Origin of the sequence: Streptomyces sp. NPDC101225 (assembly GCF_044767585.1) — a bacterium.
GTDB lineage: Bacteria > Actinomycetota > Actinomycetes > Streptomycetales > Streptomycetaceae > Streptomyces.
The window spans coordinates 1-18250 of record NZ_JBIWOE010000010.1; the positions used below are offsets into that span (position 1 = coordinate 1).

Sequence of the window (18250 nt, forward strand, 5' to 3'; positions counted from 1 at the left end):
GTTGATAGGCCGGATCTGGAAGCCAGGTGACTGGTGGAGGTGACCGGTACTAATAGGCCGAGGGCTTGTCCTCAGTTGCTCGCGTCCACTGTGTTGGTTCTGAAACCACGAACAGCCCCGCCTGTGAAGGTGGTGCGGCGTTCACAGTTTCATAGTGTTTCGGTGGTTATAGCGTGAGGGAAACGCCCGGTTACATTCCGAACCCGGAAGCTAAGCCTTACAGCGCCGATGGTACTGCAGGGGGGACCCTGTGGGAGAGTAGGACGCCGCCGAACTACCTTTAGAGCTCTGGCTCTTGGGCACGCAGCCCAAGAGCCAGAGCTTTTTCGCGTTGAGGTAGGGTCAGGGGGCATCGTCGGCACGTTTCCCACAGGAGGCCCCCGGGTGGAGGTCCAGGAGACCCGCGTCCAGACGGACCGGGTGCTCACCATCCCCAACATCCTCAGCATGGCGCGGCTCGTTGGCGTGCCGGTCTTCCTGTGGCTGATTCTGAGGCCCGAGTTCGGGGGGCCCAAGAGTGACGGGTGGGCACTGCTGGTGCTGGCTCTGAGCGGCGTCAGCGACTATCTGGACGGCAAGCTCGCCCGGCGCTGGAACCAGATCAGCAGCCTCGGCCGGCTCCTCGATCCCGCGGCCGACCGGCTCTACATTCTCTCGACATTGGTCGGCCTCACGTGGCGTGAGATTCTGCCGCTCTGGTTGACCGCTGTACTTCTCCTGCGCGAGCTCGTGCTGTTGGTGATGGTGGGCATCCTCAGGCGCCACGGCTATCCGCCGCCGCAGGTGAACTTCCTGGGGAAGGCAGCCACGTTCAACCTGATGTATGCCTTCCCGTTGCTCCTGCTCAGTGACGGAACTGGTTGGATCTCGTCACTCGCTGCTATTTTCGGATGGGCGTTCGCAGGATGGGGTACAACCCTCTACTGGTGGGCAGGAGTCCTCTACGTGGTACAAGTCCGCCGCCTGGTCCGTGCGGACGCCATGGCCGACAGCTCTCGCCCATTGCCCCGGCCGTAGTGGCTCGATGGCCCTCGGCTCAAAAGTGCGGGACAATCAGGACGGGTGAAGTCGGCTAGACCGTCGTCTCTTGAGGAGGACGCTTCCGACATGAAGGCCGTCGTGATGGCCGGCGGCGAAGGCACACGCCTTCGCCCCATGACCTCGAGCATGCCCAAGCCGCTCCTGCCCGTGGCGAACCGCCCGATCATGGAGCATGTGCTGCGGCTGCTGAAAAGGCATGGGCTGACCGAGACCGTTGTCACTGTCCAGTTCCTGGCTTCGTTGGTCAAGAACTACTTCGGTGACGGCGAGGAGCTCGGAATGGAGCTCTCCTATGCCAACGAGGAGAAGCCACTCGGTACTGCCGGTAGCGTCAAGAACGCCGAAGAGGCGTTGAAGGACGATGCTTTCCTGGTCATCTCCGGTGATGCCCTGACCGACTTCGACCTCACCGACCTGATCAATTTCCACAAGGAAAAGGGCGCGCTCGTCACCGTATGCCTGACGCGCGTGCCGAATCCGCTGGAATTCGGCATCACGATCGTCGACGAAGAGGGCAAGGTCGAGCGCTTCCTGGAGAAGCCCACCTGGGGCCAGGTCTTCTCCGACACCGTGAACACCGGCATTTACGTGATGGAACCCGAGGTCTTCGACTATGTCGAGGCCGATGTGTCCGTCGACTGGTCCGGAGATGTCTTCCCGCAGCTGATGAAGGAAGGCAAGCCGGTCTACGGCTATGTCGCGGAGGGGTACTGGGAGGACGTCGGTACCCACGAGAGCTATGTGAAGGCTCAGGCAGACGTCCTGGAGGGCAAGGTCGACGTCGAACTCGACGGCTTCGAGATCTCCCCGGGTGTCTGGGTCGCGGAGGGCGCCGAGGTGCATCCCGACGCCGTGCTCCGCGGTCCGCTCTACATCGGCGACTACGCCAAGGTCGAATCCGGTGCCGAAATCCGCGAGCACACGGTCGTGGGGTCGAACGTCGTCGTGAAGAGCGGGGCCTTTCTGCACAAGGCCGTCGTCCACGACAACGTGTACGTCGGCCAGCACAGCAATCTGCGCGGCTGCGTGGTCGGCAAGAACACCGACATCATGCGGGCCGCGCGGATCGAGGACGGCGCGGTCATCGGTGACGAGTGCCTGATCGGTGAAGAATCGATCGTTCAGGGCAATGTGCGCGTCTACCCGTTCAAGACCATCGAGGCCGGTGCCTTCGTCAACACCTCGGTGATCTGGGAGTCGAGGGGCCAGGCGCACCTGTTCGGTGCCCGCGGCGTCTCGGGCATCCTGAACGTCGAGATCACGCCGGAGCTCGCGGTGCGGCTGGCCGGTGCCTACGCGACGACCCTGAAGAAGGGCTCGACCGTCACCACCGCCCGTGACCACTCCCGTGGTGCCCGGGCGCTCAAGCGGGCGGTCATCTCCGCCCTCCAGGCCAGTGCCATCGACGTACGCGACCTGGAGAACGTACCGCTGCCCGTAGCCCGGCAGCAGACCGCGCGCGGCAGTGCCGGCGGCATCATGATCCGGACCACGCCCGGGGTGCCCGACTCCGTGGACATCATGTTCTTCGACGGGAACGGCGCGGACCTGTCGCAGGGGAGCCAGCGCAAGCTGGACCGGGTGTTCGCGCGGCAGGAGTACCGGCGGGCCTTCCCCGGCGAGATCGGCGATCTGCGCTTCCCGTCCAGCGTCTTCGACTCGTACACCGGTTCGCTGCTGCGCAATGTCGACACGACCGGGATCAGCGAGTCCGGACTGAAGGTCGTCGTCGACGCGTCGAACGGAAGCGCCGGCCTGGTGCTGCCCAGCCTGCTCGGCAAGCTCGGTGTGGACTCGCTGACCATCAACCCGGGGCTCGACGAGTCGCGGCCCACCGAGACCGCCGACGTGCGGCGCTCCGGGCTGGTGCGGCTCGGCGAGATCGTCGCATCGTCGCGAGCCGCCTTCGGCGTGCGGTTCGACCCGGTGGGCGAGCGGTTGTCGCTCGTCGACGAGAAGGGGCGCATCGTCGAGGACGACCGGGCCCTGCTCGTCATGCTCGACCTGGTGGCCGCGGAGCGGCGCAGCGGGCGGGTGGCGCTGCCGGTGACCACGACCAGGATCGCCGAGCAGGTGGCGGCGTACCACGGCACGCAGGTGGAGTGGACGACGACCTCGCCCGACGACCTGACGCGGGTCGGTGGGGACGACGCGGCCATCTTCGGCGGTGACGGCAAGGGCGGCTTCATCGTCCCGGAGTTCAGCAGCGTCTTCGACGGCACGGCCGCCTTCGTACGGCTGATCGGGCTGGTGGCGCGGACGCAGCTCACGCTGAGCCAGATCGACGCCCGGATTCCGCGGGCCCACGTCCTCAAGAAGGATCTCGCGACGCCGTGGGCCGTCAAGGGGCTCGTGATGCGGCGCGTCGTCGAGGCGGCCGGAGATCGCTTCGTGGACACCATCGACGGCGTGCGCGTGGTGGAGACCGACGGCCGCTGGGTGATGGTGCTGCCCGACCCGGCCGAGGCGGTCACCCATCTGTGGGCGGAGGGGCCGGACGACTCCTCCGCGCAGGCCCTGCTCGACGAGTGGTCGGCGGTCGTGGACAGCGCCGGCCGCTGAAAACCGCAGCACGCGCGCGTGCCGGACAGCCGCCCCCAACGGGGCCTGTCCGGCACGTGGGTGGGGCCATTCGGAGGTAGCGCCCGCGACATGCGACGATGTGCGGCATGCCGCAGCAGCCCCCCGTTCGGAGCACACCCACGCGACCCTCGCGCCCGGACGCCTCCATGTCGCTGCTCACCAATGTCATGGACCACAGCCTGGACGACGGCTACGCGGAGGCGGCCGCCCGGAAGAAGGCCGCGGGCGCGGGGGGCGTGCCGAAGACCCTCCGGGCCCGGCTCGGTCTGGCGGCCGGGCTGGTGCTCGCCGCCCTCGTCGTCACGGTGGGAGCGGCGCAGGCGCGCGTGGCGGCCCCCACCGTCGCCAAGGAGCGTCAGGAACTGGTCGACCGCATCGACCGCGAGAGCGCGGCGGCGGACAAGCTGGAGGCCTCCGTCGACAAGCTGCGTGACGATGTCAGCGCGCGGCAGCGGACGGCGCTGAAGCAGAGCGGCGGCGGGGACAAGAGCGAGCTGGTGGACATTCTGTCGGGGGCCGTCGAGGTGCACGGCCCCGGCGTGAAGCTGGTCGTGAACGACGCCAAGGAGGCCACCAGCGGCGGCAACGGAAACCCGCGGGAGACCTCGGACTTCTCCGACACCGGGCGGGTGCGCGACCGCGACATGCAGCGCGTGGTGAACGGCCTGTGGGAGTCGGGCGCCGAGGCCATCTCGATCAACGGCCGGCGGCTGACGGCCCTCTCGGCGATCCGGGCCGCGGGGGACGCGATACTGGTCGACAACAAGCCGCTGGTCCCGCCCTACACGGTGCTGGCCGTGGGCAACGGCAAGCAGCTGAGCGCCCGGTTCCAGGACAGCGCCGACGGGCTGTATCTGCATGCCCTGCAAGAGAATTTCGGCATCCGCAACAGCCTCTCCGTGCAGAGCGACCTGAGGCTGCCGGCCGCACCGAGTGTGATCGTACGTACCGCACAGCCGAACACCGAGAAATCTGGGAAGGGTACATCGTGATCGCCGTACTGGGCCTCGTCGTCGGAGTCGTGGCAGGACTGTTGGTCCGGCCTGAGGTTCCGGCGGTCGTCGAGCCTTACCTGCCGATCGCCGTCGTCGCGGCGCTCGACGCCGTCTTCGGTGGCCTGCGGGCCATGCTCGACGGGATCTTCGACGACAAGGTCTTCGTGGTGTCGTTCCTGTCCAACGTGGTGGTGGCGGCCCTGATCGTGTTCCTGGGCGACAAGCTGGGCGTGGGCGCGCAGCTGTCCACCGGTGTCGTCGTGGTGCTCGGTATCCGTATCTTCTCGAACGCCGCGGCGATCCGCCGGCACGTGTTCCGGGCGTGAGTCGGATGAGCGACAAGGACGAGAGGCCTGAGAACAGGCTGCGCAAGGAGCTCCCGGAAGAGGTGCCGGCGGTGGCGCCCGAGGCCGCGGAGGCTCCCGAGAAGGGCGCAGGCGCCGCGGCGGAGCCCGTGACACCGGAGGCGCCCGTGACGCCACGGGCTCCCGGGACTCCGGATGCTGCCGGGACCGAGCAGGACGGGCTCACCGGGCGGCAGCGGCTGCTCAAGGGGATCTGGCCGCCGCGTGTGACCCGTGCCCAACTCATCGTCGCCGTCCTGCTGTTCGGCCTCGGCTTCGGCCTCGCGATCCAGGTCGCGTCGAACAGCGACAGCGACAGCGCCCTGCGCGGCGCGCGCCAGGAAGATCTTGTTCGCATCCTGGATGAACTCGATGACCGTACGCAACGTCTTGAGGACGAGAAGCAGGGACTGGAGAAGCAGCGCGACGAGCTGGAGAACAGCTCCGACCAGGCCGAGGAGGCCCGCAAGCAGACCGTCGAGAAGGAGAAGCAACTCGGCATCCTGGCGGGCACGGTGGCGGCTCAGGGACCTGGCATCACGATGACCATCGAGGACACGAAGGGGGCGGTCCAGGCGGACATGCTGCTCGACGCGATCCAGGAACTGCGCGCCGCCGGTGCGGAGGCGATCCAGGTGAACGACATACGGGTCGTCGCCGACACGTATCTCACCGACGAGGGCAAGAGCGTGAGCGTCGACGGGAACAAGATCAAAGCCCCCTATCGTTTCAAGGTCATCGGCAAGCCGGAGGACCTCGAACCGGCGCTCAACATCCCTGGAGGCGTGGTGCAGACCCTTGAGAAGGAGCAGGCCACGGTCACCGTGGAGCGGTCGAGCAAGATCGTCGTGGACGCCTTGCGAGCGGCGAAGCGGCCTGACTACGCTCGGTCGTCCTCCTAGTGAACCGGCGGTGCATGGGGGGAGTCCGGCGAGGGCATGAGGTTGCGGGGGGTCGGCGCACCGAATGGGTGGTGCGTGGTGGAAACTGTCTGGTGGATACGGACGTTGTGAGGATGTCCGGGTCGGCCGGTGTATGCAATCAGGGTTCGTCCTGCCCCACGGGCGGGTCTGTTTCGGTCAAGGGGAATCGCCCGTGAAGTTGTTTGCGAAGTTGTTCGGCAAGAGCGCGCGAGAGGACAACGCCAACGCGACCGCTCGACATCGTGCCCAGACTGATGCGGAAGGCCAGCGACCGCTGTTCCGGGACCAGGTCCCCGGGCCGGGCGGCGACATTTCCGGTGGTCAGGGCGCGCCGTCTGTTGACCCTGCGCAGTCCGGCGGCATAGGTTTCGGGCAACCGTCAACCTCAAGTACGGGTGGAGGGTTTTCCCCTATGTCGGCCCTGGTGTGTACGAGGTGCGGTAACCGCAACGCGGAGAACAGCCGCTTCTGCTCCAACTGCGGTGCCCCCCTGCGGGCGGGCGCCACCCCCGAGCGGCCTTCGGAGACGACGTCCACGATCTCCATCTCCGGGATCGAGGCGTACGACGCCGAGACCACGGGGCAGACGCAGATGCCGGCGCTCTCCCCGGAGGCCCAGGCGGCCGTGGACGCGCTGCCGCTCGGCTCCGCGCTCCTGGTCGTGCGCCGCGGCCCGAACTCGGGCAGCCGCTTCCTGCTGGACGGCGATCTGACGACGGCCGGGCGCCATCCGCAGAGCGACATCTTCCTGGACGACGTGACGGTCTCCCGTCGGCATGTGGAGTTCCGCCGCGGCGCGGACGGCTCGTTCACGGTGGCCGACGTGGGCAGTCTGAACGGCACGTACGTCAACCGCGAGCGGATCGACCAGGTCGGTCTGAACAACGGTGACGAGGTGCAGATCGGAAAGTACCGGCTGGTTTTCTACGCGAGCCAGCAGGGCTACTGACGAGGCCCCCGGACTCGGCCCCGGGGCCCAACAGGGAATGGCCATGCTGCGAACACCGAGCGGCGGTGCCGGACACGGCACCGCCGCCACGGACGGTCTGATGAGCATCGGCACGGTGCTGAACGTGCTGCGCGACGAGTTCCCCGAAGTCACCATCTCCAAGATCAGATTCCTCGAGTCCGAGGGGCTCGTCGAGCCTCGGCGCACCCCCTCGGGATACCGCAAGTTCGGCGCGCAGGACGTCGAGCGCCTCGCCTACGTCCTGCGGATGCAGCGGGACCACTACCTGCCTCTCAAGGTGATCCGCGAGCACCTGGACGCGATGGGGCGCGGCGAGGCGGTACCCCTGCCCGCGGTGGGCCGCCAGCGGGAGGGCGAGCCCCTGCTGGAGGCGCCCGAGGGGCCCACGGTGGCCCGGATCGGGCGGGACGAGCTGATCGCGGCCGCCGGGATCGGTGAACAGCAGCTCGCGGAATGGGAGTCGTACGGGCTCGTCGTTCCGATGCCGGACGGGACCTACGACGCGGAGGCGGCGACCGTCGCCTCGCTCGTCGTAGAACTGGGCCGGTTCGGGATCGAGCCCAGGCACCTGAGAGCGATGAAGGGCGCCGCCGAGCGTGAGGCGGGGCTCGTGGACCAGGTGGTGGCCCCGTTGAAGCGCCACCGCAACCCGCAGACCAGGGCACATGCCGAGGCGCGCACGAAGGAGCTGGCGGCGCTCACGGTGAAGCTGCACGCCGCGCTCGTGCAGACCGCGCTCGGTGTGCGACTGCCCTGATCGGGCGTGCGGGCGCAGGCCGGATCGTCCCCCCGTTGTCTGCCCGACTACCCAAACGTCCCGGGCACGTCCTAGGGTTACTGTGTGAACGAGCTCGATGTCGTAGGTGTCCGGGTCGAAATGCCCTCCAACCAGCCGATCGTGCTCCTGCGTGAAGTGGGAGGCGATCGCTACCTCCCCATCTGGATCGGTCCGGGGGAGGCGACCGCGATCGCCTTCGCCCAGCAGGGCATGGCTCCCGCGCGACCGCTGACCCACGACCTGTTCAAGGACGTGCTGGAGGCCGTCGGCCAGGAGCTCACCGAGGTACGCATCACCGACCTGCGGGAAGGCGTCTTCTACGCGGAGCTGGTGTTCGCCAGCGGGGTCGAGGTCAGCGCCCGTCCGTCCGACGCCATAGCGCTGGCGCTGCGCACCGGCACGCCGATCTACGGCAGCGACGGTGTGCTGGACGACGCCGGCATCGCGATCCCGGACGAGCAGGAGGACGAGGTGGAGAAGTTCCGCGAGTTCCTCGACCAGATCTCGCCCGAGGACTTCGGGACCAGCAGCCAGTGAGACGGACGCGGCCCGGTGGACCCGTGGCGGGCGACACGGGCGGACCGCGGCCGGAGACGGCACAAATGCCGACATCTGCCAGTCACGTGCCGGGGGTGGGAGGGAGCGTCCTACGGCTCTCCCCGAAGCCATTCGGCTAGCCTTTCCCCGCGGTCGGGTGCGGGAAACCACTCGCAGGGTGATTATCACTCGGCGTGCCGAGTGTGGCGGTCGTTGACGCACCCCTGGTGGCTGCCTACCGTCGAGGAGGCAGGTCAAGGACGGAGGTCGGCGTGAGAAGTAGCGGCGACGGTACGGCTGGGGGAGCCCCTGGACGCAGTCCGGGGGAGAGCGGTCCGTACCCTCCCCCTGGCTCTCGGCTCCGCCCGGGCGGGGGCTCCACCCAGCACGGAGGCGCGGCCGACCACGCTCCGCAGCGACCGGCGGCCGTGCCGAGCGGCGCGGCGGCGTCCGAGGAGATCGGCTACCGAGGGCCGACGGCCTGCGCGGCGGCCGGCATCACCTACCGGCAACTGGACTACTGGGCCCGCACCGGGCTCGTCGAGCCGAGCGTACGGCCCGCCTACGGGTCGGGAACGCAGCGCCTGTACAGCTTCCGGGACGTCGTCGTCCTGAAGATCGTCAAGCGGTTCCTGGACACCGGCGTGTCCCTGCAGAACATCCGCACCGCGGTGCAGCATCTGCGTGAGCGGGGCTTCCGGGACCTGGAGCGGATGACGCTCATGAGCGACGGCGCCACGGTCTACGAGTGCACGTCGCCCGACGAGGTGCACGCGCTGCTCCAGGGTGGCCAGGGGATCTTCGGAATCGCCGTCGGCGTGGTGTGGCGGGACGTCGAGAGCGCACTCTCCCAGCTGCACGGCGAGCGGATCGACACCGGCGAGACGCTGATCGGGCACAACCCGGCGGACGAACTGGCGCGGCGGCGCAACCGGGCCGTCTGACCGCCTCCTCACCGGCGCCCCGGGGCCGGGCGCAGGTGAGGCCGCATTGTCAGTGGCGTAGGGCAGCATCGGACATGTGAGAAACGCGGCCACGATCCTGCATCTCGACATGGATGCCTTCTACGCCTCGGTGGAGCAGGCATCCAAGCCGAGTCTGCGCGGAAAGGCCGTGATCGTGGGCGGGCTCGGGCCGCGCGGCGTGGTCGCGACGGCCTCGTACGAGGCGCGGGTCTTCGGGGTGCGCTCCGCGATGCCGATGGCGCAGGCGCGGCGGCTCGCGCCGCACGCCGCCTGTCTGGTGCCGCGGTTCGGCATCTACAAGGCGATCAGCGAGCAGGTCATGGCGCTGCTGCACGCGCTGTCGCCGTTGGTGGAGCCGCTGAGCCTGGACGAGGCCTTCGTGGACCTGGAGGCCGGGGAGGCGGCCTGGGACGACGCGTCGGCGCGGCTGGTGGGGGAGAGGCTGCGCGCGGACATACGGACCGGGACGGGCCTGACCGGATCCGTCGGGCTGGCCGCGTCGAAGATGGTCGCGAAGATCGCCTCCGAGGAGGCGAAGCCGGACGGCCTGGTGCTGATCGAGCCGGGGACCGAGCGGTCGCTGCTCGGGTCGATGCCGGTGCGGACGCTGCCGGGGGTGGGGCCGGCGACGGGGGACCATCTGAGACGGGCCGGGATCAGCACCGTCGACGAGATCGCCGAGGCGGGCGAGGACGAGCTGGTACGGCTGCTGGGCAAGGCTCATGGGCACGCGCTGTACGCCATGGCGCTGGCGCACGACGACCGGCCCGTGGTCGCCGAGCGGGAGACCAAGTCGGTGTCGGTCGAGGACACCTACGACGTGGACATCCACGACCGGCTCCGGGTCGGCCTGGAGGTGCAGCGGCTGGCCGACCGGTGTGTGCGGCGGCTGCGCGACGCCGGGCTCTCCGGGCGGACGATCGTGCTCAAGGTGCGGCGCTACGACTTCTCGACACTGACCCGCTCCGAGACGCTGCGCGGTCCCACCGACGATCCGGCGGTGGTGCGGGAGGCGGCGGCCCGGCTGCTGGACACCGTGGACACCACCGGCGGGGTACGGCTGCTCGGGGTCGGCGTCAGCGGCCTCGCCGACTACACGCAGGAGGATCTGTTCGCGCAGGCGGCGGGGGAGGAGGCGGCCGTACCCGTGGAGGAGCCGGCCGACGAACCCGCGCAGGTGGAGACGGCGCCCGCCGAGCGGCGCTGGCGCTCGGGACACGATGTGCGGCACACCGAGTTCGGGCACGGGTGGGTGCAGGGCAGCGGCCTCGGACGGGTCACGGTGCGGTTCGAGACGCCCGCCTCGCAGCCCGGGCGGGTGAGGACGTTCCGGACCGACGACCCCGACCTCGAGCCGGCCGATCCGTTGCCGTTGGTGGCGCAGGGACCGGGCACCACCTTTGCCGAGGTGTCCTAGGTGTCGGTGTCCCCCGTGCCCGCGAGCTTGCCGAAGGAGCGGTCCGGGGCGGAGGGAGGCGTGGCGGTGTCGAGTCCGTAGTGGTGATAGAGCTGAAGCTCCTGTTCGGGGGAGAGGTGACGGCCGACGCCGAAGTCCGGGGCGTCCTTGATCAGGGTCCGGTCGAAGGGGACCTGAAGGGTGCCCTCGACCAGTTCGCTGGGTGCCAGCGGGACGAAGGCGTCGCGGGAGAACAGGCCGGTGCGTATGGCCGCCCACTCCGGCACCCCGGTCGCGTCGTCGAGGTAGACCTCGTCGATGGTGCCGAGCTTGGTGCCGTTGCGGTCGAACGCCTTGCGGCCGATCAGGTTGCGCGGATCGATCTCGGTCTGCACGGTCCCTCCACTTGGTCGCAACTCATCCGTAAGCACTACAAAAGAACACAACGGGCCAGGTGGCCACTCGGAAGACCGGTCTTTGTGCGCGCTGGTAGGCTGACAGCGGCTGCTGACCCCGTGCGGGAGAGTCCTCCAGACGTCATCGGAGGCGCCGAAGGAGCAAATCCTCCCCGGAATCTCTCAGGCACACGTACCGCGCGGACGAGGTCACTCTGGAAAGCAGGGCGGGTGTCGACGGCTTCCGCTCTCACCGACGGTGAAAACCGGACGCCTTCGGGCGATCCGGTGAAGCTCTCAGGTTGAGATGACAGAGGGGGAGGCCGTCCGGGTACCCGTGCCGTGGTGCCCCTCGAAGGTCGTGTCGACCAGGAGGCCTCCGCAATGACCCCGCATCGCGTTCCGCTCACCGAGCTGGAGAAGGGGATTCCCTTCGAACAGCGTCATATCGGGCCCGACCACGAGGCCCGGGCCAAGATGCTCGCGCAGGTCGGCTACGGCTCGCTGGACGAGCTCACGGCCGCCGCGGTCCCGGATGTGATCAAGAACGCCGACGCCCTGGAGCTTCCGGGCGCGCGCACCGAGCCCGAGGTGCTGGCCGAGTTGCGGTCGCTCGCCGACCGCAACGAGGTGCTCGACTCCATGATCGGGCTCGGGTACTACGGCACCTTCACGCCGCCCGTCATCCTGCGCAACGTCATGGAGAACCCGGCCTGGTACACGGCCTACACGCCGTACCAGCCGGAGATCTCGCAGGGCCGGCTGGAGGCGCTGCTGAACTTCCAGACGATGGTCGCCGACCTCACCGGACTGCCCACCTCCGGAGCCTCGCTGCTCGACGAGGGCACGGCCGCCGCCGAGGCCGTGGCGCTGTCCCGCCGCATGGGCCGGAACAAGAAGGGCCTGTTCCTGGTCGACGCGGACGTGCTGCCGCAGACCATCGCCGTGATCGAGACCCGTGCCGAGCCGGCCGGTGTGGAGGTCGTGGTCGCCGACCTCACCGACGGCATCCCGGCCGGGGTCGCCGAGCGCGAGATCAACGGCGTGCTGGTGCAGTACCCGGGCGCCTCCGGTGCCGTGCGGGACATCAAGCCGCTGATCGACCAGGCGCACGAGCTGGGCGCGCTCGTCACCGTCGCCGCCGACCTGCTCGCGCTGACGCTGCTGAAGTCGCCCGGTGAGCTCGGTGCGGACATCGCCGTCGGCACGACGCAGCGCTTCGGTGTGCCGATGGGCTTCGGCGGGCCGCACGCCGGCTACATGGCGGTGCACGAGAAGTTCGCGCGCAGCCTGCCGGGGCGGCTCGTGGGCGTGTCCGTGGACGCCGACGGGCACAAGGCCTACCGGCTCGCACTGCAGACCCGTGAGCAGCACATCCGGCGCGAGAAGGCCACCAGCAACATCTGCACCGCGCAGGTGCTGCTCGCCGTCATGGCCGGAATGTACGCCGTCTACCACGGGCCCGAGGGCCTGCGGGCCATCGCGCAGCGCACCCACCGCTACGCCACGGTCCTCGCCGAGGGACTGCGGGCCGGCGGGGTCGAGGTCGTGCACGGCTCCTACTTCGACACGCTCACCGTGCGGGTGCCGGGCCGCGCCGCCGAGATCGTGGACGCCGCGCGCGCGAACGGTGTGAACCTGCGCCTGGTCGACGCCGACCAGGTGTCGATCGCCTGCGACGAGACGACCAAGCGCGCCCAGGTGGCCGCCGTCTGGAGCGCGTTCGGGATCGAGGCCGACGTCGAGGCGCTGGACGCGGCCGCCGAGGAAGCGGTCCCGCAGGGACTGCTGCGCAGCGACGCCGTCCTGACCCACCCCGTCTTCCACCAGCACCGCTCCGAGACCGCGATGCTGCGCTACCTGCGCCGGCTGGCCGACCGCGACTACGCGCTCGACCGCGGCATGATCCCGCTGGGCTCCTGCACCATGAAGCTCAACGCGACCACGGAGATGGAGCCGGTCACCTGGCCCGAGTTCGGGCAGCTGCACCCCTTTGCGCCCGCCGGGCAGGCGCGGGGCTACCTCACGCTCATCCAGGAGCTCGAGGAGCGGCTCGCGGAGGTCACCGGCTACGACAAGGTGTCGCTGCAGCCCAACGCCGGCTCGCAGGGCGAACTGGCCGGTCTGCTGGCCGTGCGCGGCTACCACCGCGCCAACGGCGACGAGCAGCGGACCGTGTGCCTCATCCCCTCCTCGGCGCACGGCACCAACGCCGCCAGCGCCGTCATGGCCGGCATGAAAGTCGTCGTCGTGAAGACCGCCGAGGACGGCGAGATCGACGTCGAGGACCTGCGGGCGAAGATCGAGCAGCACCGCGACGAGCTGGCCGTGCTGATGATCACGTACCCGTCGACGCACGGGGTGTTCGAGGAGCACGTCGCCGACATCTGCGCCCAGGTGCACGAGGCCGGCGGTCAGGTGTACGTCGACGGCGCCAACCTCAACGCCCTGGTGGGCCTCGCCAAGCCGGGCCACTTCGGCGGCGACGTCTCGCACCTGAACCTGCACAAGACCTTCTGCATCCCGCACGGCGGCGGCGGTCCGGGCGTCGGCCCGGTCGGCGTACGGGCGCACCTGGCGCCGTATCTGCCCAACCACCCCATGCAGCCGGCGGCGGGTCCCCGGACGGGTGTCGGGCCGGTCTCGGCCGCCCCGTGGGGCAGCGCCGGCATCCTGCCGATCTCGTGGGCGTACGTCCGGCTCATGGGCGGCGAGGGCCTGAAGCGGGCCACGCAGGTCGCCGTGCTGTCGGCCAACTACGTCGCCAAGCGGCTCGAGCCGCACTTCCCCGTGCTCTACACCGGCCCCGGCGGGCTGGTCGCACACGAGTGCATCATCGACCTGCGGCCGCTGACCAAGGCGACCGGCGTGAGCGTCGACGACGTCGCCAAGCGGCTGATCGACTACGGCTTCCACGCGCCGACGATGTCGTTCCCGGTGGCCGGCACGCTGATGATCGAGCCGACCGAGTCCGAGGACCTGACCGAGCTGGACCGTTTCTGCGAGGCGATGATCGCCATCCGCGCGGAGATCGAGAAGGTCGGGTCGGGCGAGTGGCCGGCCGACGACAACCCGCTGCGCAACGCCCCGCACACGGCCGCCGCGCTCGGTGCGGAGTGGGAGCACTCGTACACCCGCGAGGAGGCCGTCTTCCCGGCCGGAGTCTCCGCCGCCGACAAGTACTGGCCGCCGGTGCGCCGGATCGACCAGGCGTTCGGCGACCGCAACCTGGTCTGCTCCTGCCCTCCGATGGACGCCTACGAGGACTGAGACCCGCAGCCACGTACGAGAAGGGCCCCGCAGCCGCGGGGCCCTTCCGCGTCGTGCCGGGTGCCGCGCGGGTCACGCGGTCGCGAGCGACACCTCGGTGGACTTGATCACGGCGACGACCGCGGCACCGGTCCGGAGGCCGATGTCGGTGGCGGCGTCCGTGGTGATGGCGGCGGTCAGCCCGCCTCCCTCGACGGAGACCTTCACCGAGGTCATGGCCGGACCGGAGGTGACGGCGGTGACCGTACCGGGCAGCTGGTTGCGGATCGAGAGGCCCCCGACCGGGGAGGTGGACAGGGCGATCTCGGTGGACTTCACCAGGGTGCGCACGGCGGAGCCCTCGGTCAGGCCGAGGTCGGCCACGGCTTCCCGGGTGATCGCCGCCGTGATCACCTGACCGCCGTCGAGACGGACCTTCACGGTGGCCATGGCCTCGCCCGGGGTGATGGCGGTGACCGTGCCGGGGAGCTGGTTGCGGATGCTCAGGGTCATGGCTCCTCACCGTAGTGCGCGGGGGCGGTCAGGCCGGGTAGGCGTGCGTCTGCGTCGCCTTGACCGTCGCCCAGACCGGTGCGCCCTGGTGCAGGTCGAGTTCGGCCGCGGCGACCGTGGTGAGGTCGGCGGCGAGGGGGAGGTCGCCGGTGAGGTCGGCGCGGATCTGGTCGCCGTGGGTCTCCAGGCCGGCCACCTCGCACCGCCAGTGGTTGCGTGCGCTGGACCCGGTGGGCGGCTCCCGGAACAGGGTGACGGCGCTCGGCGGGAACGCGACGAAGACCTCCCCGGACAGGTCCTCGCTGGTGGTGATGGACGGGCCGGCGTCGAGGCGGACGGTGTGGCCGGTGGCCCGCCCCCGGTAGAGATTGAGGCCGACCAGCTGGGCGATGTAGTCGGTGCGGGGGTGACGGGCGATGTCGGACGGCGTGCCCTCCTGGACGACGCGGCCGTGCTCGACCACCACCAGGCGGTCCGCCAGCACCATCGCGTCCAGCGGGTCGTGCGTGACCAGGACCGCCACCGCCTCGAACTCGGCCAGATGGCGCCGGAGCTGGGCGCGTACGTCGAGACGGGTACGGGCGTCCAGGGCGGCGAGGGGCTCGTCGAGCAGCAGCAGCCGGGGGCGGGTGGCGAGGGCGCGGGCCAGGGCCACGCGTTGCGCCTGGCCGCCGGAGAGGCGGCGGGGTTTGGCGCCGGCGTGTGCCGTGAGGCCCATGCGGTCCAGCCACTCGGCCGCCCGGGCGCGGGACTCCGCCTTCGTCGCGCCCTGGCAGCGCGGGCCGAAGGCGACGTTGTCGAGGGCGGTGAGGTGGGGGAAGAGGAGGTAGTCCTGGAAGACGACGCCTACGGGGCGGTTCTCGGGGGGCGTGCGCTGCAGCTCCGCGCCGTCCAGGCGCAGGTGGCCGTGTGTGAGGGGGGCCAGGCCGGCGAGTGCTCGCAGCGCCGTGGTCTTTCCCGCGCCGTTGGGGCCCAGCAGGGCGACGACGTCGCCGGGGGCCGCGGTGAGGGTGACGTCCAGGCGGAAGGTCTGGCGGTCGACGACCAGACGGGCGTCGAGGCCGTCGGAGGCGTGCGGGCGCGGGGTGGCGGACGGCTCCTCGTGGGGCTGGGCGTCGTCGGCGGCCGCGCGGTGCGTGTGCGTCATGACGCCGTCATCCAACGGTCCCTCAGGCCCGCCAGGACCGCGATCGACACCGCCAGAAGGACGAGGCTGAGGGCGATGGCGGCCTCCGGGTCGTTCTGCAGGGCGAGGTAGACCGCCAGGGGCATGGTCTGGGTCCTGCCGGGGAAGTTGCCCGCGAAGGTGATCGTCGCACCGAACTCGCCCAGGGCGCGCGCCCAGGCGAGGACGGCGCCCGCCGCGACACCCGGCGCGATCAGCGGCAGGGTGACCCGGCGGAAGGCGGTGAAGCGGGAGGCGCCCAGGGTGGTGGCCGCCTCCTCGTAACGCTGGTCGGCGGCGCGCAGCGTGCCCTCGACGCTGATGACGAGGAAGGGCATCGCGACGAAGCTCTCGGCGATGACGACACCCGTGGTGGTGAAGGGGAGCGTGATGCCGAACCAGGCGTCCAGCCACTGGCCGATCACGCCGTTGCGGCCGAGCGCGAACAGCAGGGCCACACCGCCGACCACGGGCGGCAGCACGAGCGGCAGGGTCACCAGGGCGCGGACGAAGCCGCGGCCCGGGAATTCGGTGCGGGCCAGCAGCCAGGCCAGCGGCACGCCGAGGACGAGGCTCACCGCGGTCGCCGAGGTGGCGCACACCAGCGACAGCTTGAGCGCCTGCCACACCTCGGTGCTGGTCAGCTGCTGGGGCAGCGTGCTCCACGGCGCCCGCACGAGAAGCGACAGGAGCGGCAGGAGCAGGAACGCGAGGCCGATCAGCGCGGGCAGCAGCAGCGGCAGCGGGACCCCGCGCCGGGCCGTTCCCGCACGTCCGCGCCGCGGGCCGCCCTCCAGGGTGTCGGCCGCGGCGTCGGACTTCTCGGGCGGGGTCACGGCGTGCGGAATCCGGTCTCGGTCAGCACCTTCTGGCCCTCGGCGGACAGCACGAGCGCCATGAACGCCTTGGCGGCCTCCGGGTTCTTGGCGTTCTTCAGCAGGGTCATCGGGTAGTCGTTGACGGCGGCGGCCGACTCGGGGAAGTCCACGCCCTCCACCTTGCTGCCGGCGGCCTTCACGTCCGTCTTGTAGACGACGGCGGCGTCGGCCTCCTTCAGCACCACCTTGTTCAGCGCCGACTTGACGTCCTGCTCGTAGGAGACGGGGGTCAGCTTCAGCTTGCCGGCGGCCAGGGCCTTCTGGGCGGCGGCGCCGCAGGGCACGGTCTTGTCGCAGAGGACGACCTTGAGGCCGGACCCGGTGAGGTCCTTGAGGGAGGCGACCTTGTCGGGGTTGCCCGGCAGGGTGGCGATCTCCAGCTGGTTGCGGGCGAAGGTGGCCGGGGCGGTGGCGTTGTCCTTCCGGTCCGTCACGATCTTCATCGTCTTCGGGCTCGCGGAGGCGAAGACGTCGGCCGGGGCGCCGCCGGTGATGCCCGCGGCGAGGCTGTCGCTGCCGCCGAAGCTGAAGTTCACCGTGGTGCCGGGATGCTGCTTCTCGAACTCCTTGCCGAGGGCCGTGAAGCTCTCCTGGAGGGAGGCCGCGGCGAACACGGTCACCTCGCCCGAGAGCTTCGGGGAGGACGACGAGGTGGAGGAGCCGGACTTCGCCGAGCCGGAGTCCGAGTCGGACGAGGAGCAGGCGGTCAGGGCCAGCAGTGCGGCGGCTCCTGCACCGGCCACCTGCAGGGTCCGGCGGGTCCGGCGCATGGGACGGGTCATCACGGGTCCACTCCTCCGACGACTACGGGGGAAGAGGCCGACGGCCGCCGCCGGACTCTTCCGATGCGTCGATCATACTGGCGCACATGCGAGGTGTAAGTCTCCTGTCACATCGCATGAGCTGGGCTGGAGGGAAAAGAGGCTCGCATGTGCGTTCGTACGGGTGCGGCGGTGCGGTGGTGCGGGGCAGGTGCGGCGGGTGTGTCCGGTGTGTCCGGTGTGTCCGGTGCGGCCGGCGTGGTCGGCGTGGTCGGGTGGTGTGCGAGGTGCCGCCCGGGGGACGTCACGTCGTGTCGATGTGTACGTTTGTCGACTTCACCCGGGCCGTGGCTTCCATGCCGACCTCCAGGCTGAGCTCCTCGACGGCTTCGCGGGTCAGCAGGGAGACCAGGCGGTGCGGGCCGGCCTGGATCTCCACCTGGGCCGCGACGTCGCCGAGCTTGATGGCGGTGACGATGCCGGGGAAGGCGTTGCGCACGGAGGTGTAGGAGGTCTCCTCCTCGGCCCCGTCCGCCTTGGCGAGTTCGACGGAGAACGCGGCGAGGTCCCGGCCCTCGATGAGCCGTCGTCCGCCCTCGTCGCGATGGGTCGCCACCCGGCCGGCGTCCGCCCAGCGGCGTGCGGTGTCCGGACTCACGCCGAGCAGTCGTGCTGCCTGGCCGATCGTGTAGCTCTGCATGCCGTCACGATAGGGCCGGCAAGGGCCCTGGTGGACGTGGGGTTGGGCGTCGGGTAC

15 protein-coding genes, 1 rRNA gene, 2 pseudogenes and 1 riboswitch are annotated in these 18250 nt (G+C 70.1%); of the genes and pseudogenes, 12 read left to right on the plus strand and 6 right to left on the minus strand.

The annotated features are described in order from the left end of the window. Window positions 1-158: 158 nt before the first annotated feature. From rrf to ACIRPX_RS16580, 11 genes and pseudogenes are all read left to right on the plus strand, one after another. Window positions 159-275: ribosomal RNA gene (gene rrf / locus ACIRPX_RS16530) — 5S ribosomal RNA — on the plus strand. A gap of 109 nt (window positions 276-384) precedes the next feature. After that, entirely contained in the window at window positions 385-1017 is a 633-nt protein-coding gene (locus tag ACIRPX_RS16535) for a CDP-alcohol phosphatidyltransferase family protein (RefSeq protein WP_384265865.1), read from the plus strand. A 90-nt stretch (window positions 1018-1107) separates the two neighbouring features. Further along, window positions 1108-3603, plus strand: coding sequence for a sugar phosphate nucleotidyltransferase (locus ACIRPX_RS16540; protein ID WP_404194283.1), 2496 nt, complete (start codon window positions 1108-1110; stop codon window positions 3601-3603). Window positions 3604-3701: 98 nt separating this feature from the next. Further along, window positions 3702-4616, plus strand: coding sequence for a DUF881 domain-containing protein (locus ACIRPX_RS16545; RefSeq protein ID WP_404194286.1), 915 nt, complete (start codon window positions 3702-3704; stop codon window positions 4614-4616). Continuing rightward, the gene (locus ACIRPX_RS16550) at window positions 4613-4945 is read left to right on the plus strand and encodes a small basic family protein (RefSeq protein WP_003988855.1); all 333 of its coding nucleotides are present in this window, start codon (window positions 4613-4615) and stop codon (window positions 4943-4945) included. Before ACIRPX_RS16545 ends, ACIRPX_RS16550 begins: the two co-directional genes overlap by 4 nt. Before the next feature lie 5 nt (window positions 4946-4950). Beyond that, entirely contained in the window at window positions 4951-5865 is a 915-nt protein-coding gene (locus tag ACIRPX_RS16555) for a DUF881 domain-containing protein (protein WP_404194288.1), read from the plus strand. Between the two features lie 64 nt (window positions 5866-5929). After that, window positions 5930-6835, plus strand: a complete 906-nt coding sequence (locus tag ACIRPX_RS16560) for an FHA domain-containing protein (protein ID WP_404194291.1) — start codon at window positions 5930-5932, stop codon at window positions 6833-6835. 43 nt (window positions 6836-6878) lie between these two features. After that, complete coding sequence (locus tag ACIRPX_RS16565; RefSeq protein WP_404194293.1) at window positions 6879-7613, plus strand: MerR family transcriptional regulator; 735 nt, start codon at window positions 6879-6881, stop codon at window positions 7611-7613. A gap of 84 nt (window positions 7614-7697) precedes the next feature. Continuing rightward, a complete protein-coding gene (locus tag ACIRPX_RS16570; protein WP_004002801.1) occupies window positions 7698-8171 on the plus strand; it encodes a bifunctional nuclease family protein in 474 nt (157 codons plus the stop codon). 272 nt (window positions 8172-8443) lie between these two features. Further along, window positions 8444-9115 carry a MerR family transcriptional regulator gene (locus tag ACIRPX_RS16575; RefSeq protein ID WP_404194296.1) on the plus strand — a complete coding sequence of 224 codons (672 nt, stop codon included), beginning with the start codon at window positions 8444-8446 and terminating at the stop codon, window positions 9113-9115. Window positions 9116-9191: 76 nt separating this feature from the next. Continuing rightward, window positions 9192-10634: pseudogene (locus tag ACIRPX_RS16580) on the plus strand (DNA polymerase IV). On the opposite strand, the pseudogene ACIRPX_RS16585 reads toward ACIRPX_RS16580, so the two are convergent. Continuing rightward, a pseudogene (locus ACIRPX_RS16585) lies at window positions 10559-10927 on the minus strand (PRC-barrel domain-containing protein); the annotation flags it as partial. The pseudogenes ACIRPX_RS16580 and ACIRPX_RS16585 sit on opposite strands and share 76 nt — an antisense overlap. 113 nt (window positions 10928-11040) lie before the next feature. Continuing rightward, a riboswitch (glycine riboswitch) is annotated at window positions 11041-11136 on the plus strand. A gap of 175 nt (window positions 11137-11311) precedes the next feature. On the opposite strand from ACIRPX_RS16585, the gene gcvP reads away from it, so the two are divergent. Next, window positions 11312-14197, plus strand: coding sequence for an aminomethyl-transferring glycine dehydrogenase (gcvP, locus tag ACIRPX_RS16590; RefSeq protein ID WP_404194298.1), 2886 nt, complete (start codon window positions 11312-11314; stop codon window positions 14195-14197). A 72-nt stretch (window positions 14198-14269) separates the two neighbouring features. Here the strand turns inward: gcvP and ACIRPX_RS16595 are convergent, their stop codons facing one another. The 5 genes from ACIRPX_RS16595 to ACIRPX_RS16615 form a co-directional block, all read right to left on the minus strand. After that, a complete protein-coding gene (locus tag ACIRPX_RS16595; protein ID WP_404194300.1) occupies window positions 14270-14689 on the minus strand; it encodes a molybdopterin-binding protein in 420 nt (139 codons plus the stop codon). Between the two features lie 28 nt (window positions 14690-14717). Further along, window positions 14718-15836, minus strand: coding sequence for an ABC transporter ATP-binding protein (locus ACIRPX_RS16600; RefSeq protein ID WP_404194302.1), 1119 nt, complete (start codon window positions 15834-15836; stop codon window positions 14718-14720). Next, entirely contained in the window at window positions 15833-16690 is an 858-nt protein-coding gene (gene modB, locus ACIRPX_RS16605; RefSeq protein ID WP_404194304.1) for a molybdate ABC transporter permease subunit, read from the minus strand. The genes ACIRPX_RS16600 and modB overlap by 4 nt, the downstream gene beginning before the upstream one ends. Next, complete coding sequence (modA, locus tag ACIRPX_RS16610; RefSeq protein ID WP_404194850.1) at window positions 16687-17514, minus strand: molybdate ABC transporter substrate-binding protein; 828 nt, start codon at window positions 17512-17514, stop codon at window positions 16687-16689. The genes modB and modA overlap by 4 nt, the downstream gene beginning before the upstream one ends. Before the next feature lie 283 nt (window positions 17515-17797). Next, a complete protein-coding gene (locus ACIRPX_RS16615; RefSeq protein ID WP_404194307.1) occupies window positions 17798-18193 on the minus strand; it encodes a molybdopterin-binding protein in 396 nt (131 codons plus the stop codon). Between the last annotated feature and the right edge of the window lie 57 nt (window positions 18194-18250).